Consider the following 25,168-nt stretch of genomic DNA (forward strand, 5'->3'; position numbering starts at 1 on the left):
TCAGGCCGCCTGTTCCTGCGCGACATGCGCAATGACACGATTATCGAGGAGCCGCGTCGTGCCAAGCCGCACGAACAGCGCAAGCAGCACGGGCCGCCCCTGCACCGCCGTCAGGCGCTCCAGCGTTTCGGGGTCACGCAGCGCCACAACTTCCGGCGTCGCCAGCGGTTCCGTAGCGATATAGGCGCGAATTGCCGCTTCCAGCGCATCGGGATCGTCCACTCCGGAGCGATAAAGCCGCTCAGCCTCATCGAGCGCCTTCGGCACGATGATGGCGGCAGCACGCTCAGCGGGCGTCAGATAGACATTGCGCGACGAACAGGCGAGCCCGTCATCCTCCCGCACCGTCTCCACGCCGACGACGCGCACCGGAATGGCCATATCCTCCACCATGCGGCGGATGATGACGAGCTGCTGAAAGTCCTTTTCGCCGAAATAGGCGGCATCGGGACCGACGATATTGAAGAGCTTGCTGACCACCGTTGCGACCCCGGCGAAGTGGCCGGGACGCGCCTCCCCTTCCATCTGATTGCCGAGCGTCGGCACATCCACCACCGTCTGCATCGGGCGCGGATACATGTCGCTGACGGCTGGTGCGAAGAGGTAATCGACCTCTGCCCCCCGCAACAGAGCCGCATCGCGCTCCAGATCACGCGGATATTTGTCGAGATCTTCATTCGCGCCAAATTGCAGCGGATTGACGAAGATCGACACGATGGTCACGTCATTGTCGGCGCGGGAACGATGAACAAGTTCCAGATGGCCTTTGTGAAGATAGCCCATGGTCGGCACGAAGCCGATGCGCTTGCCCGCACGACGCGCAGGTGCCAGGACCTGCCGCAATTCCTCGATGGTGCGGATAATCTGCATACGCGTTCCTCCTCGCGGGCCGATCTTCTGATGGCCGCGAGTCCTACAGCGTCAGCTCAAATATGACAACAGCGAAGGCAAGGCGCACCAAGCCGCTTATTGCGTCGGGGTCGCCACCGCTCCCACCGTATTGCCGACCGCGCGACCAAAACGGTCGATCTGCTCGTCATAGGTCTTGCGGGTTTTCGGATCGAACACGGCAATCGGCGCTGTGACCACGAGAGAGGCCGCCGTACCGACGCCTTGCGCCGTGCCGATCGCCACAGCACCCAGACGATCACCGAGACCGATTTGCGAATCCGTGATGGTCTGGCCTGCAACGAGGCGCTGGCCGATCAGCTGCACGACCTCGGGGCTTGAGGCAAACTTGCCGTGATTGAGGCGATCACCCGATTTGAGCTTGGTAAGATCGATGACGGTAATGCCCGCCTTTTCAAGCCCCGAACGATAAGGCTCTATGGACGGATCGATCTGGCCAAGGCGGTCGATATTACCCGAAATGCGCCGCGACAATGCAAGCGCGCGGTCGTCACGCGAGGTGAACAGCGTGAAGCGTGGATGGTCCTTGCCCATCGCCAGAAACTGCTTGGCAAACACATCGACGTCCAGATCGGGTGAAGCCAGAATGACATCGGTGATCTTGGCATTCACGCGCCCGTCGCGGATCGCCATCTGGCGCAGCGCTTCAACCGTCAGCCAGCTGCCCATCGAATGGGCCATCACGGTGATGTCCTTCACCTCCGGCTCACGGGCGATGGCGCGAAGTATCTGTTCCAGCGCGTCGCGGGAATAGTTGGTGCTTTCCTTGTCGTAATTATAGTCGAACACGCTGGCGCGCGACGGCCAGGTAAAGATCACCGGCGCAACATCGGCCCCGGAATCATGCACGATCTGGGCAAAGCGGTAGACGGAATCTTCAAACGTGTTGTTGAAGCCGTGCACGAACACCATCACGCGGCGGCTCTTGGTGAGGTGCGGGCGAACCCAACCTGCCTTCTCAACATCGGTCTTGAGCGGTGTTACGCTGACGGTGGCAAAATCGGTCTGCGGATTGGGCGGCAGCTTCTTTGGCCACTGCACTTCGCCCGCCTTGCGGTTCTTTTCCGGCGGGATGGACACGACGATATCATTGATCGAGACCAGCTTGTCGCGTTCGCCGGAAAACAGAATGCCGGGATTGTCAGATGGGCGGCGGGTGGTTGCGACGAGCAAATCAACCTTGGTCGTTCCGGGCGATGTAACCTCGCCCACCGGCACAAGCACGCCTTCAGGACGACTGGCGCAACCTGCGAGCAGCGTCACCAAAACAAGCAATGCAGGCACAGCCCGACGAAACATGCTCTGCAAAACCAAGCTCCCTTTACGCCACCGCTTCGCATCGAAATCAGACCTGATTTCTGAAAGGCCAGACACGCCACGTCAATGAATTCGCGTTTCTTTTACACTGCGAATTTTGCAGGTTAATATATTCTTGACGGGCCAAGCTCTGCCAAGCCCCTTTTATCCACCACCGAACGATCAGGCCACGGCTGCGGCTTATCGGTTACACACTGTTCAGCAACCAGCACTTTTCCGGAACGCCCCAACGGACGATATAGGGACCAACAGCAAACGCAACTCCCTGAACAAAGGAGGCAATTATGGCTTTGGAACTTACCGGACTGCACCACCTGACGGCCATCACCGCCAATGCACCGGCCAACCGGCGCTTCTACACCGATACGCTCGGGCTGCGGCTCGTCAAGAAGACCGTCAATCAGGACGACACCAGCGCCTACCATCTGTTCTATGCCGATGGTCTGGCATCGCCGGGCACCGACATCACCTTCTTCGACTGGCCGGTCGAGCGCGAACGCCGCGGCACCAACAGCGTGGCCCGCACGGGCCTGCGCGTGAATGGCGTCGAAAGCCTCGACTGGTGGCGCAAGCGCCTGAACGAACAGGGCATCGAAGCCGGCGATATTTTTGAAGTGGCCGGTCGTGCCGTACTCGATTTCGAAGACCCGGAAGGCCAGCGTCTGCGGCTGACCGACGATGGCGGCGCGGGCGACGCCCATAGCTGGGACAGAAGCCCCGTACCCGCCGAGAGGCAGATTCGTGGCCTCGGCCCGATAACGCTGAGCGTCCCCGACCTCGCGCCGACCAGGATCGTGCTCGAAAAGCTGATGAACATGAGCGAGACCGGCGACTATGCCTCGCCCGATGGCGAAGGCCATGTGCATGTCTTCTCGATGGGACCGGGCGGCGCGGCTGCCGAACTTCATGTCGCCGTGCAGCCCAACCTGCCGACAGCATGGCAGGGTGCGGGAGCGGTGCACCATGTCGCCTTCCGCACGCCGGATCAGGAAAGCATGCAGGAATGGGTCGAACGCCTGCGGTCGCTCAGGGTGCCGTCCAGCGGTGAAGTCGAGCGTTACTATTTCCGTTCGCTCTATTTCCGCGAACCGAACGGTATCCTGTTCGAAATCGCAACCGACGGTCCGGGCTTTGCCGTCGATGAACCGCTGGAGAGCCTCGGCGAAAGCCTGTCGCTGCCGCCTTTCCTCGAAAGCAAGCGCGCAGCCATCGAAAAAGGCCTCAAGCCGCTGGACTAAGCAAATAAAAAGGGCCGCCGGAGAAATCCGGCGGCCCTTTTTTCGTTTGATCGACGAGGCATTCAGAGTTTCTGCTTCAGCCAATCGCCTGTGAGGCGAATATCGTCGTCGGTCAGGCCATGCCAGCCCTCGATGGCGCGAACATCGATATCGGCACCATCATCCCGCAGCGCCTTTGCCAATGCGCCCGAAGCATCGCCGAACGGATCGGCTGCGCCGTTCAATTGAAGAACGGCAGCGTCGGACAGATCGGCGTCCGGCTGTTCCTCCAGAACTTCCGAAGGGCGCAGCAGAACCGCCTTGCGCACGATATGCGGATGAAGCCGCATGAAGGCCGCAAGCAGGTTTGCCCCGTTGGAATTGCCGATAAAGGCCAGTCGGTCCGGGTCGATGTCATAGGCCGCAATCGCGCCCTCAACGAAAGCCTCAAAGGCTTCCGCTTCGAACCGGATGTCCTTCTGGTCGAAACGCTTCTGATCGAAACGGCGGAACCAGCGCTGAATGCCCTCCTCCGTGCTGCGACCGCGAACACCGATCAGCGTGGCGCGCGGCGCGGCCAGCCGGGCGAGCGGCATGAGATCATTCTCATTGCCGCCCGAACCGTGCAGCAGGATCAGCGTGCTGCCATCCGGATCTTCCGGCAGGTGAACGCGATGGACGAAGGGCAGATCGCGATAGATCACCCGCTCCTCACCCGGCAGGCCGAATTGCGGCATGCGGGCGCGGATTGCCTGGGCCTGTTTCTCATTGCCCGGCGGCACGAACAGAAGCTGCCCCAATGTTTCCACCGGCTCATCCACGGTAAAACCAGGGGCGTCGGTGGCAAATTCGAACAGGGTTCCGCCCGGCTCACGAACATAGAGCGAGGTGAAATATTTGCGGTCATGCACATTGACCTCGCTGGAATTGAGCTTGGACAGCTCCTTTTCCAGCGTCGTCACATCGTCGGTCGTGCGGGCGCGAAACGCCACATGATCGGCAATGCCGGTCCCCGGAATGCCGGGCCAGAAGCCGCTCGCATCGCGCACATCGATGGCGTCACCGGAATCGGAGACCAGCCGGTCGATGGTTTCTTCCTTCCCCTGATGGCGAAAGCCGAAATATCGCTCGATGAATGCGGCGGTCTGTTCGGGCTGCTCCGACAGGATGGTGGCGGAGCGTATCCGGCGAATGGCGAATTCAGCCGGAATGCCCTCACCGGACCACGGGTCATTGGCCGCAAGATCGCTGCCGACCAGCTTGACGATCACGCCATCGGGATCGCGCAGCCGCAAAACCGGCTCGCCAAACTCCTGCACCGGACCCTCGGACGATACGTGATAACGCAACGCGCGCTCCAGCCAGAAGCCGATGGCCGTGCGGTCGATGGAAAGCGCGATTTCGCTGACCTGCCCGTGACCGACCCGGCCCTTGGAGCCGTCTTCCCAGACCAGAAAGGTGATCAGCGAACCGGGCGTGCCGGAGCGGTCGCCATAGAACAGATGCAGCTGCTCGGCATCCTCGAAGCCGCCCGTCCGCTTGACGATACGCAGACCCAGAAAGCCCGCATAGAAATCGACATTCGCCTGCACCTTGCGCGTGATCAGCGTGAGATGATGGATGCCACTGGTCATGATTGCGATCTCCCGTCCTAATAAAGCTGCACGAGAGATAGTACAGCCAGCGCGGATTGCCCATGGGGCTCTACGGTGACGGATTGTCAACGGATGGAGCGTTTGGCTTGTGCAGATTTTGGGGAGGTTCACAAAAAGAAAAAGGCCGCGCGGGAGGAGGATGCGCGGCCTGATCTTCGAATACGGCTGGGAGGAGGAGTGCCGTATTCCGGTATCGAGTTCTGGGAGGAGGAGTGAACTCGATGACCAAGTTCTAACCCGCTGTACTTTATACAACAACGGCCAATAATGCATGTCAGTTATGCAAATTCCGCACTGCTCAAGAAAAAGGCATCTGCGGAAAATGCAAAAGCGCCCGCAAAAACGGGCACTCCTGAAGGAAGATTTATATTTATAAACAACGACTTAGAGGAAATGCGCAATCATCGGCGCAGCCAGCACATTCACCAGTCCAACCAGCACCATGACGAGACCGGCGATGGAACCTTCCTCGCTGCCGATCTGGTGGGCCTTTGCCACACCGGCGCCATGCGCGCCCATGCCGAACAGTGCGCCGCGCGCCAGTGCGGAGCGCAGCGGCAGCCAGTTGAGCATCACTTCGCCAAGCGCCGCGCCGAAAACACCGGTCAGCACCACGAAGATGGCAGTCAGGTCCGGCGTGCCGCCAATGTCGCCCGAAACCGTCATGGCGAACGGCGTGCTCATCGAACGCGGCATCAGGCTGAGGCTGATCGCCTCGTTCAAGCCCAGCAGATGCGCCAGCCCCCAGGCCGAAGCCATGGCCGATGAACTGCCGACCAGCACACCAGCCAGCAAAACCGGCCAGTACCGGCGGATGGTCGCGCGCTGCTGATAGATGGGAATGGCGAAGGCAACCGTTGCAGGGCCGAGCAGCGCCACCAGCCAGTGGGTGGCGCCGAAATAGCCGCGATAGTTTTCATCAAGCGCGACAACCAGCCCCATCAGCAGAAGCGGCGTGACGGCCAAAGGCGTCAGCCACCATAGGGGAAAGCGGCGATAAACGCGCTTGGCCGCGAGATAAAGCAGGATCGTGGCCGCCGACCAGAACAGCGTTGCCACGAAGGGGTTACTTGGCAGCATAACGGAGGCTCCAGCGATAGCAGAGGTCTACCGTCAATGCGGTGACGCTCATCACCGTCAGCGTGCCGAGCAGGATGACGGCCATGATCTTGAGGCCAAGCACACCGATCAGTTCGCGGTGCTCAAGGATCGCCAGAACGGCGGGCACGAAGAACAGCAGCATTTCCGCCAAAAACCATTCCGCGCCGCGCTTCATGCTGAACAGGCTGACGCGCCCGCTCAACAAAAGCGCCAACACCAGCGCCATGCCGATGATGCCACCCGGCAGGGGCAGGCCAACCACGCGGACGAAAGCTTCACCCGCCAGCCAGAAGCCGACCAGCGTCGCAATCTGCATCATGCGGCTGTGGTGCAGCGCATAGCGGAAGCGGACGGCGAGAGTACGGGCATTTTTGGAGGCGTTCATTGGCTTCTTCCCGGGCGTTGACCCGTTTGAATTCGGTCTCTTGTGAACAACAATATAGGCCGTCATGGCTTATTCTAGAAATGAATTGATTTCATTGCAGCTATTCCGATATAGAATAGCTCATGAACTTGAGGAGCTTTCAGGCATTTGTGGAGGTGGTGCGGCAGGGCGGGTTTTCCGCCGCGGCCAGAGCCATTCACGCGACCCAGTCCACCGTCAGCAAGGCAGTGAAGCAGCTGGAGGAAGAGCTGGGCCTTGCCCTTCTCGACCGCGACGCTTCCCCGCCCCGCCTGACGGCTGCGGGCGAAATCGTCTATCGCCGATCTATCGCCATGCTGGCCGAGAAAGACGATATGCTGGCGGAACTGGGCGAATTGCGCGGCCTGAAACGCGGTCTGCTGCGCCTCGGTCTGCCGCCTATCGGCTCCAGCGTGCTGTTTGCGCCGGTTTTCGCCGCCTATACCAAGCTTCACCCGGATATCGACATTCAACTGGTCGAGCATGGCAGCCGCCGTCTGGAAGAGCTGTTGCTGGCGGGTGATGTCGAGCTTGCCGCCTCGCTTCTGCCCGTCGAGGACAGTTTCGAGTGGCAGGATGTGCGCTGCGAGCCGGTCGTCGCCCTGCTGCCCGCGACCCATGAGGCCGCCAAAGGCGACGGCGTGACGCTGGACCAGATCGCAGGCTTGCCTTTCATTCTTTTTGAAAGCGGCTTTGCACTCAATCATATCATCCTCGATGCCTGCCAGCAGCATGGCTTTGCCCCCAATGTCGCGGTGCGTTCCAGTCAGATCGATTTCATCGTCGAGTTGGTGGCAGCGGGCATGGGCGTCGGCTTCCTGCCCCTGATGATCGCCGAGCAACGCTATCATTCCGGCGTCCGCATTCAGAAAATCACCGATGCGGACATGAACTGGAACATGGCCCTGATCTGGCGCAAAGGCGCGTTTCTGTCCCATGCCGCGCGGGCCTGGCTGACACTTGCAAGCGGTGGAACGTCAAAAAACCCTTGAAGCGCGCGGGTCATCGCCTATCTCAAATAGACACACCGACTTTACGCGCCATCCGGCGGCGTTCCGTCTTGATGCTTATCAGCTGAGAAGGAGGCTATGATGGAAGGTCAGGTTATATTCTACAAAGGCGACAGGATCCTCTACCGGCACCATATCGAAGTGCAGGACGACGATTATTCCAAGGGCGTCAACGACGCCTTGATCGCCTTCCAGCGCAACTATGCCGGTTTCGATCTTGCGGGCGACGATATTCACGTCCGATTCAAGAAGCCTGGAGATGTTTAACGGCTAACATTCCACCGCGACTGGAGCCCGCGTCCGGTTTCATGCCGAACGCGATGGGCTCCTTTTGCCCGCATTGTCAGGCTGCGGCGTAAGCGGCTTCGCGCGCCACGCGGCGGATGTCGTTGCGGCTGAGGCCGAGATCGCTCAGTTCGCGGTCGCTGCAGCTTTCAAGCTCGCGCAGGTTTTCGCAATACTGCATCCAGCGATTGAATTGGGTACGAAGATTGATTGGAAGGCTCATGGCGGTATCCCCTTGTTTTTATCTTCCTCCCAAATATGAGCTTCCGCCTTTCAAACGCGTTTGAGAAGTGCAGATACTGCATGGCTGCATTGTGATTGGGGAAATCCTGCAAATCAGCCAACATTCTTTTTATCTAAATTAGCTAATGCTTTTAAAATATAAAAATTCCGGTTAGACGGGAAGCAGAACGTCTTTCAAGTCGATTCCCGCCGGTAAAAATGAAGAAAACTCTCATTATAGTCGGTAATGCCCCTTTACCCCGCGACCTGTCGCGCGAGGTTGATGCTGCAGATTTCGTGGTGCGTTTCAACGAGCCCAAGCAATCGATCGGCATGAGCGGCACGCGGACCGACCTCCTGATACTGGCCACCTCCAGCAAGCCGATGCAGCGCCGCCTGCGCGATCCGGGCTTCGTGCAAACCCCGACCTTCCGGGCCGCGAAGGAAGTCATGCTCGCCTATCACCCGAGCATCATGCGTCTTTATCACCCCAAGCCGAATATCCTGTCGCGTCTCAAGGGGCGTCGTTCCGACTGGACCGCCGAAACCATCGAAGTCGTGGGCGCTGCGGGCAAGGAAATCCGCATCATGCCGCCGCAGTTCTATATGGCTGGCTGCAAGGAACTGGGCGTCAGCGAGGAGCAGCTGAGCAAGGTTTTTCCCAGCACCGGCTTTTTCGGCATCTGGCACATGCTGGGCAAATGCCCCGCCGAAAGCTGGGACGTGAAGCTGTGCGGTTTCACCTGGGAAGGCTGGAAACGCCACGCATGGGGCGACGAGCGCAGCTGGGTCGAAAGACAAGTGGCTTCCGGGCGCATCAGCATCATCGAATAGCCCGACCTGCTCGGGCCTTCGCCACAAATCTCGTTAAAAGGAGTATTTGAATGACTGAACCGTTACGCATTTTTATTGGCTGGGACTCCCGCGAACCGATCGCCTATGAAGTCGCCAGGGCCTCGGCGCTGAAACATTCTTCCATTCCGCTGGAGATCGTACCGATCAAGTTGCAGGATCTGGTCGATCAGGGCGTCTATACGCGTGACATCGACCCGCTGGCCTCCACGGAATTCACCTATTCGCGGTTCTTCACGCCCTGGCTTGCCGGCTACAAGGGCTGGGCGCTGTTTTGCGATTGCGACTTCCTGTTTCTCGGCGATATTGCCGGGCTGCAGGCCTATAACGACCCGTCGAAGGCGGTTTACTGCGTGCAGCACGACTATCAGCCGAAAGACAGCGTGAAGATGGATGGAAAGGTGCAGACCACCTATCCGCGCAAGAACTGGTCGTCCTGCATGTTGTTCAATTGCGGGCATCCTTCGACCCAGCAGCTGACGCCGGAACTGGTCAACCGCGAAACAGGCGCTTTTCTGCATCGCATGCAATGGGCTGCCGATGATGAAATCGGCGCCTTGCCGACCGAGTATAACTGGCTTGAAGGCTGGAACGAAAAGCCCGAACACGGCCTGCCGAAAGTCGTGCATTACACCAGCGGCGGTCCCTGGTTCAAAGACTGGCAGAATGTCGATTATGCCGATCTGTGGCGCGCCGAAGCCGACCTTGTGGAACCGGGCTGGAAGCCGGTCTGATCGCCGCTCCTTTCCGGCAAAAATCCTGAAGCTTTTTCATCGGCTCCACGCTACATAGAGACCATGAACGAAACGCGTCATGACTCTCCAGCGCAAAGCGGATCGCAAAAGCCCGCCACGCAACAAAATCCAGACGGCCCGAAAAGGGCCGTGAAGGCCTTCATCATCCATCTGAAGCGGGCGAGCGATCGCCAGCCGCAGGTGGCGCAGCTCATCGACAGCCTGCCCATACGGGCCGAGGTGATCGACGCCATTGACGGGCGTGTGCTCGATGGAGAAACGATCCAGCGCGTTTATCGCCGCTCGGTGCACAAGCCCCACTACCCCTTCCCCCTCAGCACCAACGAGATTGCCTGCTTTCTGTCGCATCGCAAGGCATGGCAGGCCATCGTCGATCAGAAGATCGACGCCGGTTTCGTGCTGGAAGATGACGTGGAGCTGACGCCGGAATTTGCCGCCGCTTTTCAGGCCGCGTTGCAGCTTGTCGACCATGACAGCTTCATCCGCTTTCCTTTCCGCGAGCGGGAAACAGGCCGTGAAGTGCTGAATATCGATGGCGTGCGCGTGATCCTGCCCGTACCGGTCGGCCTCGGCATGGTCGCCCAGCTTGTCGGGCGCGAGGCGGCGAGACGGCTGCTGGCCGCGACCGAAACTTTCGACCGGCCGGTCGACACCACGGCGCAGATGAACTGGGTGACGGGACTGAAGCCGCTTTCCGTCCTGCCCGGCGGCGTGCGCGAGGTGTCGGTGCGTCTGGGCGGCAGCACCATCCAGAAATCCCGATCCCTGCCCGATAAGCTGAAGCGGGAAATCCTGCGACCGCTTTATCGCTGGAAGATCAAAAATCGTTCTCGCAAGAGTTAGCAATTCCATTCAGGAAAAAACTGATTTAATTATTTATTTTTAAAGATTTAGCGACAAAACAATATTTCGCGCGACCGACTGAACATACAAGATCGAGGATTATCGTGTCCGTCCCAATTCTTCTTTATCACCAGATCGATGTTCCGCCCCGGCACAAAGCGCCTTTTCGCAGCATGACCGTGCATCCCGACCGTTTTGGCAACCAGATGGCCTGGCTCAAGCGCCTCGGCTATCAGGGATTGTCGCTGAAGGATGCGCTGCCCTATATCTATGGTGGCAAAGAGGGGAAAGTCGCGGTCATCACCTTCGATGATGGGTTTGACAATGTCTTCCGCAATGCTCTGCCTATCTTGCAGGAACATGGCTTTACCGCCACGAATTATTTCGTCGCGAACCAGATCGGTGGCTTCAATCTCTGGGATCAGAAAATCGGCGTGGCGCGGGCCGATTGCATGGGCGTCGCCGAAATGCGGGAATGGGCGGCCCTCGGTCACGAAGTCGGGTCACATACGCTCGATCACATCAATCTGAGCACCGCAAACGATACGGATGCTGAAGTGCAGATCCGGCAATCTCGCGAAAAGATCGAGGACTTGCTTGGTCAGGAAGTCATATCATTCGCCTATCCCTATGGCGGCGAGACTGCGAGAACACGCGAGATCGTCGCGCAGGCCGGGTATAAATACGCCACCACCACGGAAAAGCGCCGCGCAAAAGCCACCGACGACCCGTTCGGCATTCCGCGCCTGACGATCCGGCGTAACGATATATGGCTGCAATTCCTGCGAAAGATCGCCCTGTCCTGAGCCGAAACATAACCGGTTTCAGCTTGCCTTGGCCCGCTCCATGCAGGGCGGCTTCGTCAGGTTTTGCAAATCCACCATAAAGCCGCGTTCGACCAGACATTCCGGTCCCGTATAGTGAACCGAGCCCGAATAGACCAGCGACAGGTCGTCGGAAAACCGCTCGTTGCCGACGATGGCCTTGTAGTGTTCCGAGCCGCCTGCATGGCCGCCCTCTTTCGCGATCCGTTGAAACTCCTCGACCGAGCGCGACGAAAAACGATAGTGCAAAAGCGCCCCGGTGACCGGCAGATAATTGCGGAAGCAAGGGCCCGGCCCGTGAATGCTGCCGCGGCGATAATCGGTCTTGCGGTCTACCCAGATCAGCGGAAACTTGGACAGGCGCATGCTGCGCCCGAACAGGCGCTGGCGCGGCCCACCCCGCACGGCAACGCCGAAACGCTCCTGCCTGACCGTATAGCCGTCGCCGTCGAAATGCGACGACACTTCGAAAGGATATTTCGTTCCGTCATCGACAAAAACGCCATCGCGCAGAAGACCGGCGGGATACATGTCGATCATCGGCGCGAGGCAACGCCGGATACCATGTGCTTCCAGTTCCCCGATGAAATCGCGCAAGCTGCGCTGTTCCATACGCGGGAAGACGAAGAACTCGTCGGCATCCACCGAGAGATACCAGCGGCGGCGACCGTAAATATTGAACAGCGCATCGCGCCAGGCGCGCCCGCGATCCGCCTCAGCATAGCGCACGTCGGAAACGAACAGATCGACATCGGCGGCATTGGCGAGAATTTCGGCCGTGCCGTCATCCGACTTGTCGTCCACGACGATGAAACGCGTAACGCCCAGCGCACGATAATAGCGCAGGAACGAATTCAGATAGGCGCCAGCATTGCGCACCACGCAAATCAGCGGCAGATCATTCGGCAGCAGGGCCGCGAAACTTCCAGCCGAGGCGATCAAATTGGCCTTGCCGCGCTTTTTGGGCACCGACAGCCGCGCATGGCGCCAGCGCAGCTTGAACTGCTGGGCCGACGAGGCGCGCCAATAGGCAGCCCAATCCGTTTCTTTTGACGCTGGATAGTGCATTGGCGGCAAAACCGACTTCATATGGGGGATGTCTTTCAGGAAGCGCTAATAAACACTATATCGCTATTCATTCCAGGCAATTCCATGTCAGCAAGAATCACGCTGTGTGATACGACGATACGAATGCGTGAATGAACGTCTCAGCCATTTTGCCCTTCTGGCTGCATTTGCTTGATCCTGATCAATGCTGCTTCAATAAAACGTGGCAAATTGCCCGCGACCGCGCCATGGACGTTAACGGCCAAAAGCGCTAGTTAAGGCAAAGACAAGCGCATCGGCCTAAAAATCGGGAGCGATTTTTCGGAAACACGGTGCGTCGAATCAAATAGTTAGAGCGAGTTTTGTGCGCCCTGAAGGACGCGCTGCCCTCTAAGGAGCGCATGATGGATTATCGCCGGTTTTTCGAAGACGCGATTGATCAGTTGCACGCAGAGAAGCGTTACCGCGTTTTCGCCGACCTTGAACGCATCGTCGGGCGTTTCCCCCGCGCGATCTGGCGGAACAATGGCACGGCCCGTGAAATCACCGTTTGGTGTTCCAATGATTATCTCGGCATGGGACATCATCCCGATGTGATCAAGGCCATGTGCGACACCGCAAGCAATGCCGGTTCCGGCGCTGGCGGCACGCGCAACATTTCCGGCAACAACCATCCGTTGGTCGAGCTGGAAGCCGAACTGGCCGATCTGCATGGCAAGGAAGCCGGTCTCGTCTTCACCTCCGGCTTCATTTCCAACGAAGCCTCGATTTCGACCATTGCGCGCCTGCTGCCGAACTGCCTGATCCTGTCCGACGAGCTGAACCATGCCTCGATGATCGAAGGCGTGCGCCGCTCGGGTGCGGAGAAGAAGATTTTTCGCCACAATGACGTCGAGCATCTGGAACAGCTTTTGAAGGCCGCCGATCCGGCACGCGCCAAGCTGATCGTGTTTGAATCCGTCTATTCGATGGATGGCGATATTGCACCGATCGAGAAGATCGCCGATCTGGCCGACAAGTATAACGCCATGACCTATATTGATGAAGTTCATGCGGTTGGCATGTACGGCAAGCGCGGCGGCGGTATCACCGACCGCGATGGTCTGGCACACCGCATCGACATCATCGAAGGCACGCTCGCCAAGGCTTTCGGCGCGCTGGGCGGCTATATCACCGGCTCACGCGCCATTATCGATGCCGTGCGCTCCTATGCGCCGGGCTTCATCTTCACGACCGCGCTTCCGCCATCGGTGGCAGCTGCCGCGACGGCTTCGATCCGCCATCTCAAAACCTCGCAGATCGAACGCGACGGCCAGCAGCGTCAAGCGCAGCAGGCCAAGGATGTGCTGTCGGCGGCGGGCCTGCCGGTCATGCCTTCGGACACGCATATCGTGCCCGTGCTGGTCGGCGATCCGGAACTTTGCAAGAAGGCCAGCGACCGGCTGCTCGATGTCCACGGCATCTATATCCAGCCGATCAACTATCCGACCGTGCCGCGCGGCACCGAACGCCTGCGCATCACGCCGTCGCCGCTGCATGACGATGCGCTGATCGACGGGCTGAAGGATGCTCTGCTGGAAGTCTGGAACACGCTTGGCATTCCCTTTGCCGAAACCGATGCCCCGCAGACAGCCAGTTCCGACCGCGTCGTGCCGCTGATGGTGTCCAAGGCGGGCGGATAAGATTCTCGTATACAGCTGAATGAAGAAGGCCGGTTTTCACCGGCCTTTGTTTTAGATTAAAGTCGCTCAATCCATTTCACGAGCCGGGCTGCGGCCTCATCAATCTGATGCGGGGCGCGACCGAAACAAAGGCGGAAGAATGCCTCGCCGCCTTGCCCAAAGGCGCTGCCCGGTGCAAGGCCCACATTGGCCCGGTCGATAATATCGATGGCCGCCTTGACCGAATCCGTCACGCCTTCAACGCCGAAGAACAGATAGAACGCGCCTTCCGGCGGGGCCAGGCGCACCTTGCCGGTTGCCTGCAAGGTCGAGCAAAGCCTGTCGCGGGTGGCGCGGGCACGCTCCACCTGCATGGCGATAAAGGGTTCACCCTGATCGAGCGCGGCCACCGCGCCGCGCTGCATGAATGGCGCCACGCCGGAGTTCGAATACTGGATCATGTTTTCGATCACCGGACCGACGGATGGATGCACCGTCATCCAGCCCACGCGCCAGCCGGTCATCGCCCAGTTCTTGGAGAAGGAATTGACGAAGATGATGCGGTCGTCGGGCTCCATGATTTCCATAAAAGACGGGGCGTGACCGCCCCCATAATAGAAATGCGTATAGATCTCGTCGGCGATGATCCAGAGCCCGTGCTTGCGCGCCAGATCAAGGATGTAACGCAGCGTCTCGCGGTCGGCGGTCCATCCGGTCGGGTTGGACGGTGTGTTGATGAACAGCGCGCGGGTGCGGGGCGTGATGGCGGCGGCGACCTTCTCCGGGTCGAGCACCCAGCCATTCGCGCCGAATTCCAGTTCCACCGCGACGGGCACCGCACCTGCAAGACCAGCCGCGCCGACGAAATTCGGCCAGGCCGGCGACAGATAGATCGCTTCCTCGCCCGCACCGACCGTCGCCGTCAGCGCCATTTCGATGGCGTGCATGCCCGAGCCGGTGACGTAGAAATTCTCAGGCTTCAAGGCCAGCGGGAAATGACGCGCATGGTAACGGGCCAGCGCCTCGCGCAGTTCGGGAATACCGGCCTGCCATGTATAGAAGGTCTCGCCGTCGGTAATGCTTTTCTGCGCCGCATCGCGGATGAAATCCGGCGTCGGCAGATCGCCTTCGCCCACCCATAACGGAATGAGCCCTTCGCGGCCCCGGCCATGATTGGCAACGGCGACAATGCCGCTTTCTGGCGCTTGCGCTGCTTCACGGCGGAGACTGGCTAAAAGTGTCATGATGATCCTGCGCTACTTGCTCTATGTCTATCGGCCTTAGCAAGACGCGAGCACAAAATCACTCGGCATTTTGTGATGATCCGATCATCGGTATTGATGAATGCCAAAACAAAAACGGAGCCCTTGCAGGCTCCGTCTTGGATCGCAAAGAAAAATCCCGATCAGGCCTTCTTGGCAAGAAGATCGCGGATTTCGGTCAGCAGCACTTCCTCGCGCGGAGCTTCCGGCTCAGGCTTTGCTTCTTCCTTCTTCTTCATGCGGTTCATGCCCTTGACGACAAGGAACAGCACCCAGGCGATAATCAGGAAATTGATCAGCAGGGTCACGAAGTTACCGTAAGCAACGGTTGCACCGGCTTCACGGGCGGCGGCAAGCGTGGACTTCGGCTCGCCGGCAAGCTGGATGAACATGTTCGAGAAATCGATACCGCCGGTGATCAGACCGATGATCGGCATGATGATATCGTTGACGATGGAATTGACGAGGCCACCGAAGGCGCCGCCGATAATCACACCGATGGCCAGATCGACCATATTGCCCTTGAGAGCGAATTCCCTGAATTCTTTCAACATTCGTCAGTCTCCCTCACGATTGCATTCCACATAACCGGGCCGTCGTTGCTGCGGTGCGTTCGTCAATTAATATGGCGTCAGATCGCTCCGACGGTGAACGATAGGACCGCTCCTGACAGGGGGAGGCTCGAAGAACGGTTCTATCAAACTGTATTTCGCTTAGTTTGTATTCGAAAAACTTCAAAGAAAAGATAAACGCGGATATCGATGGGTAAAACATCCGCTTTTTCATCAATATTCTTGCACGCAGGACATGAAAGTGCTTGCGTCAGACAGACTTGGATAAACTGAAGAGGAATAAAGCCGCCTATGCAAGGCTGGGGAATCATCGGCGCTGCCTTCCTGTACCTGCTGCTGCTTTTTGCTGTTGCCAGTATCGGCGACCGCAGAGCCTCACGCTGGAACAGTGCGCCGCGTCCCTATGTCTATGCGCTGAGCCTTGCGGTCTATTGTACGTCCTGGACCTTCTTCGGCTCTGTCGGCCTGTCCGCACAGCGCGGGCTGGAATTTCTCGGAATCTATATCGGGCCGATCCTGGTGTTCACGCTCGGCAACCGGCTACTGCGCCATATCGTGCGGCTGGCCAAGGCGGAGCGCATCACCTCCATCGCCGATTTTCTGGCGGCGCGGTATGGCAAAAGTTTTGGCGTGGCATCTCTCGCCACCTGTATCGCCGCCGTAGGGTCGATCCCGTATATCGCCTTGCAGCTGAAAGCAGTTGCGGGCAGCGTCGGGCTGGTGATGGACCATTATGGCCGCGCCGTCGCGCCGCCTGCCTTCATCTTCGGCGATATTTCGCTGGCAGTTGCCGCTGTGCTCGCCGTCTTCGCGATCCTGTTCGGCACGCGCCACACCGATGCGACCGAACACCAGAACGGGTTGATCCTCGCCATTGCGGTGGAATCCGTCATCAAACTTTGCGCATTTCTCACCGTTGGGCTCGCCTGCACGTTCTTCCTGTTCGGCTCGCCCTCGCAGCTCATCGACCAGATTTCCCAGTCCACCGATGCGCTGAAAGCCTTCCACTACCAGACCTCCATCGGCACCTGGATCATACAAACCGCCTTGAGTGCTGCGGCCATCATCATGCTGCCGCGCCAGTTCCACGTTACGGTCGTCGAAAGCCGCAGCGAAAAGGAATTGCGCACCGCATCCTGGCTGTTCCCGGTCTATCTGGTGCTGATCAATATCTTCGTGTTTCCGATTGCCCTGATCGGCGTGATGACGCTTGGCACCACGGTCAGTGGCGATCTTTACGTGCTGGCGCTGCCGCTTGCCGCCGAAGCGCACTGGATGGCGCTCATCGCCTTCCTTGGCGGTCTGTCCGCTGCAACGGCGATGGTGATCGTCGCCTGCGTGGCGCTGTCGATCATGATTTCCAACCATCTCGTGCTGCCGCTTTTCATCCGCAGCATGGCCAAGCGTCACCCGGCTGAACAGCCCGACCTGACAAAGGTCATTCTCAATACAAGGCGTGTGACGATCATCGCCATTCTGGCGCTCGCCTTCGCCTATTATCGCTTCACGTCCAACAATATTCACCTTGCCTCTATCGGCTTCGTATCGTTTGCGGCCATTGCGCAATTCGTTCCGGCCTTTATCGGCGGTCTGTTCTGGCGCAATGCCAATGGGCGCGGCGCGATGATGGGGCTGTCGGCGGGCTTTCTCGTGTGGGCCTATACGTTGCTTTTGCCTACCATGGCGCCGGAAGATGCCGCCATTTTGCGCGACGGCTTTCTGGGTTTCACGGCACTGCGCCCGGAAGCCCTGTTCGGCACCGATGCGCTGCCGCTGACCAATGGCGTGATCTGGAGCCTCACAGCCAATACGCTGTTCTATATTCTGGGTTCGCTCTCGCGCGCCTCGACGCCGCTGGAGCGCATTCAGGCCAGCATCTTCTTGCCGCGCTATTTCATCGCGACGCCGACGCTCCGACGGTTCCGCACCACCGTCACCGTGGCGGAACTGAAAGCCACCATGGCGCGCTATCTCGGCTCCGAACGTGTCGAGCGCGCCTTCCTGCGGTTCGAAGGGCATGAACAGCGCAGGCTCGATCCGGGCATGACCGTTGACACGCCCCTGATCCGCCATGCCGAACAATTGCTTGGCACGGCGGTCGGCACCGCTTCGGCACGGCTCGTTCTGTCGCTGCTTCTGCAACGCAACGATGCTTCAGGGCGTGATGCGCGCCAGCTTCTCGATGACGCTTCCGCCGCCCTGCAACAAAATCGCGACCTGTTGCAGATCGCGCTCGACCAGATGGAACAGGGCATTACGGTTTTCGACAAGGATTTTCGGCTGGCCTTCTGGAACCGCCAGTTCCGCACCCTGCTCAACCTGCCTGACGAGGTGATGCAGGTCGGTATCCCGGTTTCGGAAATCGTCGAGCATCTGATCCGCCGCGAAGACATCGCCTTCAATGCGCGCAACAGCATCATCCATTCGCTGACGGCCAGCCGCAAGCCCGCGCGCCTGAAGATGAAATCGACGGCCAAGACACTGGAAATCCAGTCCAATCCGATGCCGGATGGCGGTATCGTCGCGACCTATACCGACATCACCGCCGCCGTCGAAGCCGATCTGATGCGCCAGAAGGCCGCCGAAATGCTGGAACAGCGCGTGGCCGACCGCACGGCGGAACTGACCCATGTGAACAAGGAACTGGCGCGGGCGCAGGCCGCTGCCGAAGAGGCCAATCTCGGCAAGACGCGCTTTCTCGCCGCCGCGGGCCACGACATTCTGCAACCGCTCAACGCCGCGCGCCTCTATTCCACCGCGCTGTCGGAGAAACTTGGGCGTTCGGAAACCAGCGAATTTGCCCGCAACATCGATTCCTCGCTGGAGGCGGTGGAAGCCATTCTGGGCATGGTGCTGGATATTTCGCGCCTCGACACAGGCGCGCTGAAACCGGAAGTCTCGGTGTTCCGGCTGGACAGGTTGCTGAGCCAGATCGCCACGGATTTCACGCCGCTGGCGCGCAAGAAGGCGCTGAAACTGCGCGTGGTGCCGTCGAGCATCGTGGTGAAAACCGACCGCAACATGCTGCGCCGCCTGATCCAGAATCTCGTTTCCAATTCGATCAAATATAGCCGCAGCGGCGGCATGCTGCTTGGCGTCCGGCGGCGGGGCGCTTTTGTCGAATTGCAGGTGCTGGACACCGGAATCGGCATTGCGCAGCACAAGCTGAAGCTCGTCTTCCGCGAATTCACCCGCCTTGATGAAGGTATGCGCGAGGCGGAAGGGCTGGGACTTGGCCTGTCCATCGTCGACCGCATCGCCCGGCTGCTGGAATTTCCGCTGTCGGTGCGCTCGGTTCAGGGCAAGGGCACAACATTCACCCTGCGCATTCCGGTTTCAAACGAGCCAGTGCCGGTAGAGGAAACCAGAAGCCGTCGTGGCCATGCGCGCGCGCTGGAACTGACAGGCCTCGATGTGCTGTGCATCGACAATGATGCCGACATTCTGTCCGGCATGGAAACGCTTCTTTCGGGCTGGGGCTGCAACGTGACCACGCTGCGCAACGGCGCGGCGCTGAAAGCGTTTTGCGCCAATCGCAGCACCGCGCCGGATGTCATCGTCGCCGATTATCATTTGATCCATGAAAACGGCATCGACATGATCGGCTTCACGCGGGAGCATTTCGAGACGGAAATACCCGCCATCTTGCTGACCGCCGACCGTTCCAAGGAAGTGCGCCAGCGCGCCGAGGATGAAAACATCACCTTGTTGAACAAGCCGCTTCGCCCGGCGGCGTTACGCTCATTGCTGTCGCATTTTTATCATGCGCGACAGGACGGCAGCCCGTCACAGACGGCTGCGCAATAATCATATCATGTGCTGATAACGTCACTGCCGATGCGCGACAGCAAGATGACAGCCTGAGTGCGGCTATCGACGCCAAGCTTCTGCAACACGGCCGAGACATGCGCCTTGACGGTCGCTTCCGACACGCTCAGCTCATAGGCGATCTGCTTGTTGAGAAGACCCTCGGCGAGCATGGTCAGCACGCGGGTCTGCTGCGGTGTGAGCGTGCGCAGGCGCGCAATCAGGCCCTCGATTTCCGGATCCTTCGGGTGATCGAGATCAATGCCTTCCGGTGTCCAGATATCGCCCGCAAGCACGGCGCGCACCGCCTCGCCGATGGTCTCCATGCTGGCCGATTTGGAGATGAAGCCCGATGCGCCCAGTTCCACCGCATGATGGATCGTCGCGGCATCGTCGGTGGCGGACACGATCACCACCGGCAGGGCCGGCTGCAACGCCTTCAGCGCCACCAGCCCCGAAAGTCCAGCGCCGCCGGGCATGGTCAGATCGAGCAGCAGAAGGTCGATATCGTCGCGTTCGGCAACCAGTTTCCTGACGGCATCGAAATCGCCAACTTCGACAATCTCGACGTTTTCGGATTGTCCCGACAGAACCTGTCTCAATGCGCCGCGAAAAAGCGGGTGATCGTCAGCGATGATAAAGTGCATGTGCCTCGCGCGCCAATTTCAAGTGGTTCCTCCCCGTGCGGTGCATCCAATGCTACCAAACAAGTTTTTATGCCTATTTTTATGCGGAGCAACCAAAAATCACGTTGCTAACGTGTTTTCGCATTTCTCATTGCCGCCATGTGGCCGCATTCTGTGGTAGGGTTGCGCCGGAAATTGAAACACAGGCCCCGCCAGGCACGTGAAGCAGAGGGTGGGAACCAGAAGGCCTTTCATGACGCGCAATATGCTTTATCCCGAGATTGAACCCTTCAAGGAAGAGATGCTGCAGGTGTCCCCGCTGCATCGCATCCATGTCGAGCAGTGCGGCAACCCGGACGGCAAGCCGGTGATCATGATTCATGGCGGCCCCGGCGGCGGCATCACGCCAGCCATGCGTCGCCTGCACGATCCGGAGCGTTATCGCATCATCCTGTTTGACCAGCGCGGTTGCGGTCGTTCCACGCCGCACGCCGAATTGCGTGAAAACACCACCTGGGATCTCGTTGCCGATATGGAGCATATCCGCGCCCATCTCGGCATCGACAAATGGCAGATTTTCGGTGGCTCCTGGGGTTCGACGCTCGGCCTCGCTTATGCTGAAACGCACCCGGAACGCGTGTCGGAAATGGTGCTGCGTGGCATCTTCATGCTGCGCCGGTTCGAAATCGACTGGACATATACCAACGGTGCCAGCATCATTTTTCCAGATCACTTCGAAGCCTTTCAGGAGCATATTCCCGAAGCCGAGCGCGGCGATATGATTGCCGCCTATTACAAGCGCCTGACGGACCGCGATCCGAAAGTTCAGCTGGAAGCCGCCCGTCGCTGGGCGCGCTGGGAAGGCTCAATCATTTCGCTTCTGCCGGACCCATCGCGCGTTGATGCCTTCGGCGCGGATGAATATGCAATCGCCTTTGCGCGCATCGAGTGCCACTATTTCCAGAATCGCGGCTTCCTCGATTCTGATGACCAGCTTTTGCGCAATGTCGAACGCATCCGGCATATTCCGGGCGTCATCGTGCATGGCCGTTACGATATCTGCACGCCCTTCATCAATGCATGGCAGCTGAAGAAGCTGTGGCCGGAAGCCGACCTCAAGATCGTCGAGGATAGCGGCCACGCCGTGACCGAGCCGGGCATCGTTCATGAGCTGATCGAAGCGACGAAACGCTACGCCGCGTAACGACAGAAACAGGAAAGGCGCCATTTGGCGCCTTTTTTATTATCCACGAGCGATCACGTCCGTCCGCCGGGCGGTGTTGGTGTCGTCTCGGCGGGCTTTTCCGGCTCGCTGTCGAAGCTCTTGGCAATGTCCATGAAGCGGCGCATGAAGCGTTCCATATAGCTCATGGATTGTTCGAACTCCTGTTCGCTCGGCAGGCCCGAAGCGGTATTGCCGCCGCCCTTCTGATCGATGGCCGCCAGCCGGTCTTCCAGCACCTTCACGCGGCCCTGCAAATCCGCCAGATCATTCTCATAAGCCTCGCGGTCTTCCGTGGCCATCTTGCAGATCATCTGGCCCTGCGACTGTTCGGTGCAAACCGAAATCGCGCCGGTCTTGCTATCAAGGCGCACATAGCCGGTTTCGGTCTGTTCCAGACGATAGCGGCCATTTTCCTGCGCCACCGCCCCGGATGCAGCCAGAACCGGCGCGACCAGAGCCACCGCCGCCAGACCGCGCATGACGGGACGTGCGGCGAAAAAGGTGTTTTTGTTCGACATAATCCGATCTCCCTTTGGCTTCCTGTCATCATATGGGAGCTTTGCGACGAAAATCGAACCCCTTCAGCTATTTGTTTTTACGCATTATCCCACGCAAAACCGCTTCGCACTTTTGCTGGAAATGCTTTGGGTCTTTGATTTTCTGACAATTTCGGTCTAGAGGACAGCCATGACCAAGATCATCTACAAGATCGCCCCGCGCGAACTCTGGGCGCAAGCGGAAAAGGCGGGAAGCTTTTCGGGTGCACCGGTTGATATTGCCGATGGCTATATCCATTTCTCTACTGCAACACAGGTGCGCGAAACCGCTGCGAAGCATTTCGCGAACCAGAACAACTTGGTTCTTGTGAGCGTGGACGCGACCCGTCTTGGTGAAGACCTTAAATATGAGGCCTCGCGCGGTGGTGCGCTTTTCCCTCATCTCTATGCGGACCTGCCGCTTGATGCGGTCGTGGCTGTCGAGCCCTTGCTGCTCGACGACAATGGACTTCATATTTTCCCGGAGCTGAAAGACGAATGAGCGGACTTTTTGAAACTCTCGGCCGACGCGCCCTCTTCTCTTTCGACGCAGAACAGGCGCATGGCCTGTCCATTGCCGGGCTGAAGACCGGGCTCGTAAGCTGCAGCGCACCGAGCGACCCCGCTTTGTCGGTCAAGGTTGCGGGATTGCAGTTTCTCAATCCGCTCGGCATGGCCGCTGGCTATGACAAGAATGCCGAAGTGCCGGATGCGCTTTTGAAGCTGGGCTTCGGCTTCACCGAAATCGGCACCATCACGCCGCGCTCGCAAAGCGGCAATCCGCGTCCGCGCATTTTCCGTCTTGTGGATGACAGGGCCGTCATCAATCGCCTTGGCTTCAATAATGAAGGCCACGAGGCGGCTTTCAAGCGCCTGTCGCAGCGCGCAGGCAAGAGCGGCATTGTCGGCGTCAATATCGGTGCCAACAAGGATGCGGAAGATCGCATCGCCGATTACGTGGCGGGCATTCGCCGGTTCTACCAGCTGGCGCGCTATTTCACCGTCAATATTTCCTCGCCCAACACGCCGGGCCTGCGCAATCTCCAGGCGCGCGACAGTCTGCGCGAGCTTTTGAGCCGTGTGCTGGAAGCGCGCAACGAGGAAGGCAGCATGTGCACGCTGAAGCGTCCGGTGTTCCTCAAGATCGCGCCTGATCTGGCCGATGAGGAACTGGACGACATTGCCGCCGAGGCCACCGAGCAGAAACTGGACGGCATCATCGTTTCCAATACCACCCTGTCGCGTACCGGGCTGAAAAGTGCTGAAAACCGCGACGAAACCGGCGGGCTTTCCGGCGCACCGCTGTTCGAACGGTCCACCGTGGTTCTTGCCCGCATGCGCGAGCGTGTGGGGCCTGACATGCCGCTGATCGGCGTTGGCGGTATCGATAGCGCCGAAACCGCCCTGACCAAGATCAAGGCTGGGGCTGATCTGGTACAGCTTTATACGGGCCTCATCTATCGCGGCCCCGGCCTGCCAAGCGACATTCTGCGCGGGCTTTCGGCAGCGGTTAAACGCGAAGGCGTCGCCAATATTGCCGAACTGCGCGACCGCGACACAAAAGACTGGGCAGCGCGCCCTTTGCCTGCGTGATTATTTCGTGAATTCCAGCCGATAGCGGCGTGGCAGCATCGCCAGAAGCGTGATGCCACGTATCGACAGAAACAGATTAAGCGCCAGCCAAAGCCCGTGATTGCCCATCGCGGGCTTTGCCGCATAAAGCACGGCCATAAAGAAGGCCAGCGACAGGAACATCATGTTGCGCATGTCGCGCGACCATGTAGCCCCGATATAGACACCGTCCATATGAAAGGCGAGCAGCCCGGTGATACCGGTGAGTGCCGCCCAGGGCAGATATTTGAGCGCCTCGGCATGGACATCCTCGGCCTTGGACAGAAGGCTGATGATTGGATCTCCGAAAACCAAAAGCGCGAAGGCGATGATGCTGGCCATCACCAGCCCCCACACAAAGGTGAGCTTGGTGCCGCGCACAAAGGCCGGGCTGTAGCGCGCACCGATCGACCGCCCGACGATCTGTTCAGCGGCGGCGGCCATGCCGTCGAGGAAAAAGCCTGCCACGAGGAAGAAATTCATCAGCACGGCATTGGCCGCAAGCGTCACCGGCCCGAGATCGGAACCCGCACGTGTGAAGAAGGCGAAAGCGGTCAGAAGCAGGAAGGAGCGGATCATGATATCGCGATTGACCGCGAACATGCGCAGAATGCCTTCCTTCTGGAAAATGCGCTGGCGGCTCGGGCGCTTGGTCGCGTCCTTGCGGAAATGCCGGACCACCAGAAAGAGGCCGACAATCGCCGCGACGGTTTCGCCGGTGACCGTGGCCCATGCCACGCCTGTCACGCCCCAGCCGAGTTCGAGGCCGAGAATGATGCAGAGCACGATATTGATGCCGTTGAGCAGAACCTGAAGGCCGAGGCCAAGCAGGCCCTGTCCGCGTCCGAGAACCAGCCCCAGCACCGAATAATTGATGAGCGCCACCGGCGCGGCCAGCATGCGGATCGACACATAGGTCGCCATGGCCTCCTGCGTCGCGCTTGTCGGATGCATGAAGCTGGAGGCCGCGGCCAGAATGAGCGGCAGGCAGAGGATCATCAAGCCGCCCGCGATCACCGCGATAATGATGGCGCGCCAGAAGATTGCCTGTTCTTCGATGGCGTCTTCAGCACCCATGGCCTGCGCCACCAGACCGGTTGTGCCGGAGCGCAGGAAATTGAACATGGACAGCAGGAAATCGAACACCAGCGCGCCGATGGCCAGCCCGCCGATCAGTTCGGCCTTGCCCATCTGCCCGACCACGCCCATATCGACGAGCCCCAGCAGCGGCGTCGTGATGGCGGCAAGCGTCATGGGAATGGCGATCAGCATGACCATGCGATGCGTCACATCGAACGGCCTCGTAACGCTTCCAACGCGCTGCGACTGATCCATAACCACTATCCCCGAATTCGCACCTGTAATTCGAGAACGTCTACTCTGGAATCGCTCGAAACTACAGAGAATTCGGCCCATAGATTGTCGCAG

At 59.3% G+C, this 25,168-nt stretch carries 24 protein-coding genes; 12 read left to right on the top strand and 12 right to left on the bottom strand.

Annotated features, from left to right (window positions below):
* On the bottom strand, positions 1-870 hold the full coding sequence (gene panC, locus FIC94_RS06650; protein ID WP_140024373.1) for a pantoate--beta-alanine ligase: 870 nt from the start codon (positions 868-870) through the stop codon (positions 1-3).
* Positions 871-966: 96 nt separating this feature from the next.
* Positions 967-2,208, bottom strand: coding sequence for an alpha/beta hydrolase (locus FIC94_RS06655; RefSeq protein WP_109368370.1), 1,242 nt, complete (start codon positions 2,206-2,208; stop codon positions 967-969).
* A 302-nt stretch (positions 2,209-2,510) separates the two neighbouring features.
* On the opposite strand from FIC94_RS06655, the gene FIC94_RS06660 reads away from it, so the two are divergent.
* A complete protein-coding gene (locus FIC94_RS06660; protein WP_109368369.1) occupies positions 2,511-3,464 on the top strand; it encodes a ring-cleaving dioxygenase in 954 nt (317 codons plus the stop codon).
* A gap of 62 nt (positions 3,465-3,526) precedes the next feature.
* Here the strand turns inward: FIC94_RS06660 and FIC94_RS06665 are convergent, their stop codons facing one another.
* From FIC94_RS06665 to FIC94_RS06680, 3 genes are all read right to left on the bottom strand, one after another.
* Entirely contained in the window at positions 3,527-5,077 is a 1,551-nt protein-coding gene (locus tag FIC94_RS06665; RefSeq protein WP_140024374.1) for a VOC family protein, read from the bottom strand.
* Positions 5,078-5,482: 405 nt separating this feature from the next.
* Positions 5,483-6,178, bottom strand: coding sequence for an LrgB family protein (locus tag FIC94_RS06675; protein WP_109368367.1), 696 nt, complete (start codon positions 6,176-6,178; stop codon positions 5,483-5,485).
* Complete coding sequence (locus FIC94_RS06680) at positions 6,165-6,584, bottom strand: CidA/LrgA family protein (protein ID WP_109368366.1); 420 nt, start codon at positions 6,582-6,584, stop codon at positions 6,165-6,167. The genes FIC94_RS06675 and FIC94_RS06680 overlap by 14 nt, the downstream gene beginning before the upstream one ends.
* Before the next feature lie 122 nt (positions 6,585-6,706).
* On the opposite strand from FIC94_RS06680, the gene FIC94_RS06685 reads away from it, so the two are divergent.
* A complete protein-coding gene (locus FIC94_RS06685) occupies positions 6,707-7,594 on the top strand; it encodes a LysR family transcriptional regulator (protein WP_140024376.1) in 888 nt (295 codons plus the stop codon).
* A 99-nt stretch (positions 7,595-7,693) separates the two neighbouring features.
* Positions 7,694-7,879: a hypothetical protein gene (locus tag FIC94_RS06690; protein WP_109370167.1), complete on the top strand. Its 186-nt coding sequence runs from the start codon at positions 7,694-7,696 to the stop codon at positions 7,877-7,879.
* Positions 7,880-7,955: 76 nt separating this feature from the next.
* On the opposite strand, the gene FIC94_RS22380 is transcribed toward FIC94_RS06690, so the two are convergent.
* Positions 7,956-8,120, bottom strand: coding sequence for a DUF1127 domain-containing protein (locus FIC94_RS22380; protein ID WP_210261360.1), 165 nt, complete (start codon positions 8,118-8,120; stop codon positions 7,956-7,958).
* 218 nt (positions 8,121-8,338) lie between these two features.
* Here FIC94_RS22380 and FIC94_RS06700 point away from each other — a divergent pair, with 218 nt between their 5' ends.
* The 4 genes from FIC94_RS06700 to FIC94_RS06715 all read left to right on the top strand — a co-directional run bounded on the left by FIC94_RS06700 (position 8,339) and on the right by FIC94_RS06715 (position 11,375).
* On the top strand, positions 8,339-8,953 hold the full coding sequence (locus FIC94_RS06700) for a glycosyltransferase family 29 protein (protein WP_109368364.1): 615 nt from the start codon (positions 8,339-8,341) through the stop codon (positions 8,951-8,953).
* A 50-nt stretch (positions 8,954-9,003) separates the two neighbouring features.
* Positions 9,004-9,705, top strand: a complete 702-nt coding sequence (locus tag FIC94_RS06705) for a glycosyltransferase (protein WP_121537262.1) — start codon at positions 9,004-9,006, stop codon at positions 9,703-9,705.
* Between the two features lie 63 nt (positions 9,706-9,768).
* Positions 9,769-10,569, top strand: a complete 801-nt coding sequence (locus tag FIC94_RS06710; protein ID WP_140024377.1) for a glycosyltransferase family 25 protein — start codon at positions 9,769-9,771, stop codon at positions 10,567-10,569.
* Between the two features lie 104 nt (positions 10,570-10,673).
* Entirely contained in the window at positions 10,674-11,375 is a 702-nt protein-coding gene (locus FIC94_RS06715) for a polysaccharide deacetylase family protein (protein ID WP_109368361.1), read from the top strand.
* Positions 11,376-11,393: 18 nt separating this feature from the next.
* On the opposite strand, the gene FIC94_RS06720 is transcribed toward FIC94_RS06715, so the two are convergent.
* The gene (locus tag FIC94_RS06720; protein WP_140024378.1) at positions 11,394-12,482 is read right to left on the bottom strand and encodes a glycosyltransferase family 2 protein; all 1,089 of its coding nucleotides are present in this window, start codon (positions 12,480-12,482) and stop codon (positions 11,394-11,396) included.
* Between the two features lie 362 nt (positions 12,483-12,844).
* Here FIC94_RS06720 and hemA point away from each other — a divergent pair, with 362 nt between their 5' ends.
* Complete coding sequence (gene hemA / locus FIC94_RS06725) at positions 12,845-14,122, top strand: 5-aminolevulinate synthase (RefSeq protein WP_140024543.1); 1,278 nt, start codon at positions 12,845-12,847, stop codon at positions 14,120-14,122.
* A 56-nt stretch (positions 14,123-14,178) separates the two neighbouring features.
* Here hemA and FIC94_RS06730 read toward each other — a convergent pair whose 3' ends face one another.
* Complete coding sequence (locus FIC94_RS06730; RefSeq protein ID WP_121537254.1) at positions 14,179-15,345, bottom strand: pyridoxal phosphate-dependent aminotransferase; 1,167 nt, start codon at positions 15,343-15,345, stop codon at positions 14,179-14,181.
* Positions 15,346-15,506: 161 nt separating this feature from the next.
* Entirely contained in the window at positions 15,507-15,917 is a 411-nt protein-coding gene (gene mscL / locus FIC94_RS06735) for a large conductance mechanosensitive channel protein MscL (protein WP_109368357.1), read from the bottom strand.
* Between the two features lie 309 nt (positions 15,918-16,226).
* Between mscL and FIC94_RS06740 the strand changes: the two genes are divergently transcribed.
* Positions 16,227-19,742, top strand: coding sequence for a hybrid sensor histidine kinase/response regulator (locus FIC94_RS06740; protein WP_121537252.1), 3,516 nt, complete (start codon positions 16,227-16,229; stop codon positions 19,740-19,742).
* A gap of 5 nt (positions 19,743-19,747) precedes the next feature.
* Here the strand turns inward: FIC94_RS06740 and FIC94_RS06745 are convergent, their stop codons facing one another.
* Positions 19,748-20,389: a response regulator transcription factor gene (locus FIC94_RS06745; RefSeq protein WP_109368355.1), complete on the bottom strand. Its 642-nt coding sequence runs from the start codon at positions 20,387-20,389 to the stop codon at positions 19,748-19,750.
* Positions 20,390-20,621: 232 nt separating this feature from the next.
* Here FIC94_RS06745 and pip point away from each other — a divergent pair, with 232 nt between their 5' ends.
* Positions 20,622-21,572 carry a prolyl aminopeptidase gene (gene pip, locus FIC94_RS06750; protein WP_109368354.1) on the top strand — a complete coding sequence of 317 codons (951 nt, stop codon included), beginning with the start codon at positions 20,622-20,624 and terminating at the stop codon, positions 21,570-21,572.
* Between the two features lie 53 nt (positions 21,573-21,625).
* Here the strand turns inward: pip and FIC94_RS06755 are convergent, their stop codons facing one another.
* Positions 21,626-22,111, bottom strand: coding sequence for a hypothetical protein (locus tag FIC94_RS06755; protein WP_109368353.1), 486 nt, complete (start codon positions 22,109-22,111; stop codon positions 21,626-21,628).
* A 169-nt stretch (positions 22,112-22,280) separates the two neighbouring features.
* Between FIC94_RS06755 and FIC94_RS06760 the strand changes: the two genes are divergently transcribed.
* Together FIC94_RS06760 and FIC94_RS06765 are read left to right on the top strand one after the other, a co-directional pair.
* Positions 22,281-22,631 carry a DUF952 domain-containing protein gene (locus tag FIC94_RS06760; protein ID WP_109368352.1) on the top strand — a complete coding sequence of 117 codons (351 nt, stop codon included), beginning with the start codon at positions 22,281-22,283 and terminating at the stop codon, positions 22,629-22,631.
* Positions 22,628-23,722 carry a quinone-dependent dihydroorotate dehydrogenase gene (locus tag FIC94_RS06765; RefSeq protein ID WP_140024379.1) on the top strand — a complete coding sequence of 365 codons (1,095 nt, stop codon included), beginning with the start codon at positions 22,628-22,630 and terminating at the stop codon, positions 23,720-23,722. The genes FIC94_RS06760 and FIC94_RS06765 overlap by 4 nt, the downstream gene beginning before the upstream one ends.
* Here FIC94_RS06765 and FIC94_RS06770 read toward each other — a convergent pair whose 3' ends face one another.
* A complete protein-coding gene (locus FIC94_RS06770; RefSeq protein WP_109368350.1) occupies positions 23,723-25,075 on the bottom strand; it encodes an MATE family efflux transporter in 1,353 nt (450 codons plus the stop codon).
* Positions 25,076-25,168 lie beyond the last annotated feature (93 nt).

The organism is Ochrobactrum teleogrylli (genome assembly GCF_006376685.1).
Lineage (GTDB): Bacteria > Pseudomonadota > Alphaproteobacteria > Rhizobiales > Rhizobiaceae > Brucella > Brucella teleogrylli.

Bases quoted from the DNA above. Each gene is read 5' to 3' on its own strand.
- FIC94_RS06765 (WP_140024379.1), top strand. From the start codon at position 22,628: ATGAGCGGACTTTTTGAAACTCTCGGCCGACGCGCCCTCTTCTCTTTC.
- FIC94_RS06700 (WP_109368364.1), top strand. From the start codon at position 8,339: ATGAAGAAAACTCTCATTATAGTCGGTAATGCCCCTTTACCCCGCGAC.
- FIC94_RS06690 (WP_109370167.1), top strand. From the start codon at position 7,694: ATGGAAGGTCAGGTTATATTCTACAAAGGCGACAGGATCCTCTACCGG.
- FIC94_RS06675 (WP_109368367.1), bottom strand. From the start codon at position 6,178: ATGCTGCCAAGTAACCCCTTCGTGGCAACGCTGTTCTGGTCGGCGGCC.
- FIC94_RS06685 (WP_140024376.1), top strand. From the start codon at position 6,707: ATGAACTTGAGGAGCTTTCAGGCATTTGTGGAGGTGGTGCGGCAGGGC.
- panC (WP_140024373.1), bottom strand. From the start codon at position 870: ATGCAGATTATCCGCACCATCGAGGAATTGCGGCAGGTCCTGGCACCT.
- mscL (WP_109368357.1), bottom strand. From the start codon at position 15,917: ATGTTGAAAGAATTCAGGGAATTCGCTCTCAAGGGCAATATGGTCGAT.
- FIC94_RS06760 (WP_109368352.1), top strand. From the start codon at position 22,281: ATGACCAAGATCATCTACAAGATCGCCCCGCGCGAACTCTGGGCGCAA.
- FIC94_RS22380 (WP_210261360.1), bottom strand. From the start codon at position 8,120: ATGAGCCTTCCAATCAATCTTCGTACCCAATTCAATCGCTGGATGCAG.
- FIC94_RS06755 (WP_109368353.1), bottom strand. From the start codon at position 22,111: ATGTCGAACAAAAACACCTTTTTCGCCGCACGTCCCGTCATGCGCGGT.
- FIC94_RS06745 (WP_109368355.1), bottom strand. From the start codon at position 20,389: ATGCACTTTATCATCGCTGACGATCACCCGCTTTTTCGCGGCGCATTG.
- FIC94_RS06665 (WP_140024374.1), bottom strand. From the start codon at position 5,077: ATGACCAGTGGCATCCATCATCTCACGCTGATCACGCGCAAGGTGCAG.
- FIC94_RS06770 (WP_109368350.1), bottom strand. From the start codon at position 25,075: ATGGATCAGTCGCAGCGCGTTGGAAGCGTTACGAGGCCGTTCGATGTG.
- FIC94_RS06730 (WP_121537254.1), bottom strand. From the start codon at position 15,345: ATGACACTTTTAGCCAGTCTCCGCCGTGAAGCAGCGCAAGCGCCAGAA.
- FIC94_RS06680 (WP_109368366.1), bottom strand. From the start codon at position 6,584: ATGAACGCCTCCAAAAATGCCCGTACTCTCGCCGTCCGCTTCCGCTAT.
- FIC94_RS06720 (WP_140024378.1), bottom strand. From the start codon at position 12,482: ATGAAGTCGGTTTTGCCGCCAATGCACTATCCAGCGTCAAAAGAAACG.
- FIC94_RS06710 (WP_140024377.1), top strand. From the start codon at position 9,769: ATGAACGAAACGCGTCATGACTCTCCAGCGCAAAGCGGATCGCAAAAG.
- hemA (WP_140024543.1), top strand. From the start codon at position 12,845: ATGGATTATCGCCGGTTTTTCGAAGACGCGATTGATCAGTTGCACGCA.
- FIC94_RS06660 (WP_109368369.1), top strand. From the start codon at position 2,511: ATGGCTTTGGAACTTACCGGACTGCACCACCTGACGGCCATCACCGCC.
- pip (WP_109368354.1), top strand. From the start codon at position 20,622: ATGACGCGCAATATGCTTTATCCCGAGATTGAACCCTTCAAGGAAGAG.
- FIC94_RS06705 (WP_121537262.1), top strand. From the start codon at position 9,004: ATGACTGAACCGTTACGCATTTTTATTGGCTGGGACTCCCGCGAACCG.
- FIC94_RS06655 (WP_109368370.1), bottom strand. From the start codon at position 2,208: ATGTTTCGTCGGGCTGTGCCTGCATTGCTTGTTTTGGTGACGCTGCTC.
- FIC94_RS06740 (WP_121537252.1), top strand. From the start codon at position 16,227: ATGCAAGGCTGGGGAATCATCGGCGCTGCCTTCCTGTACCTGCTGCTG.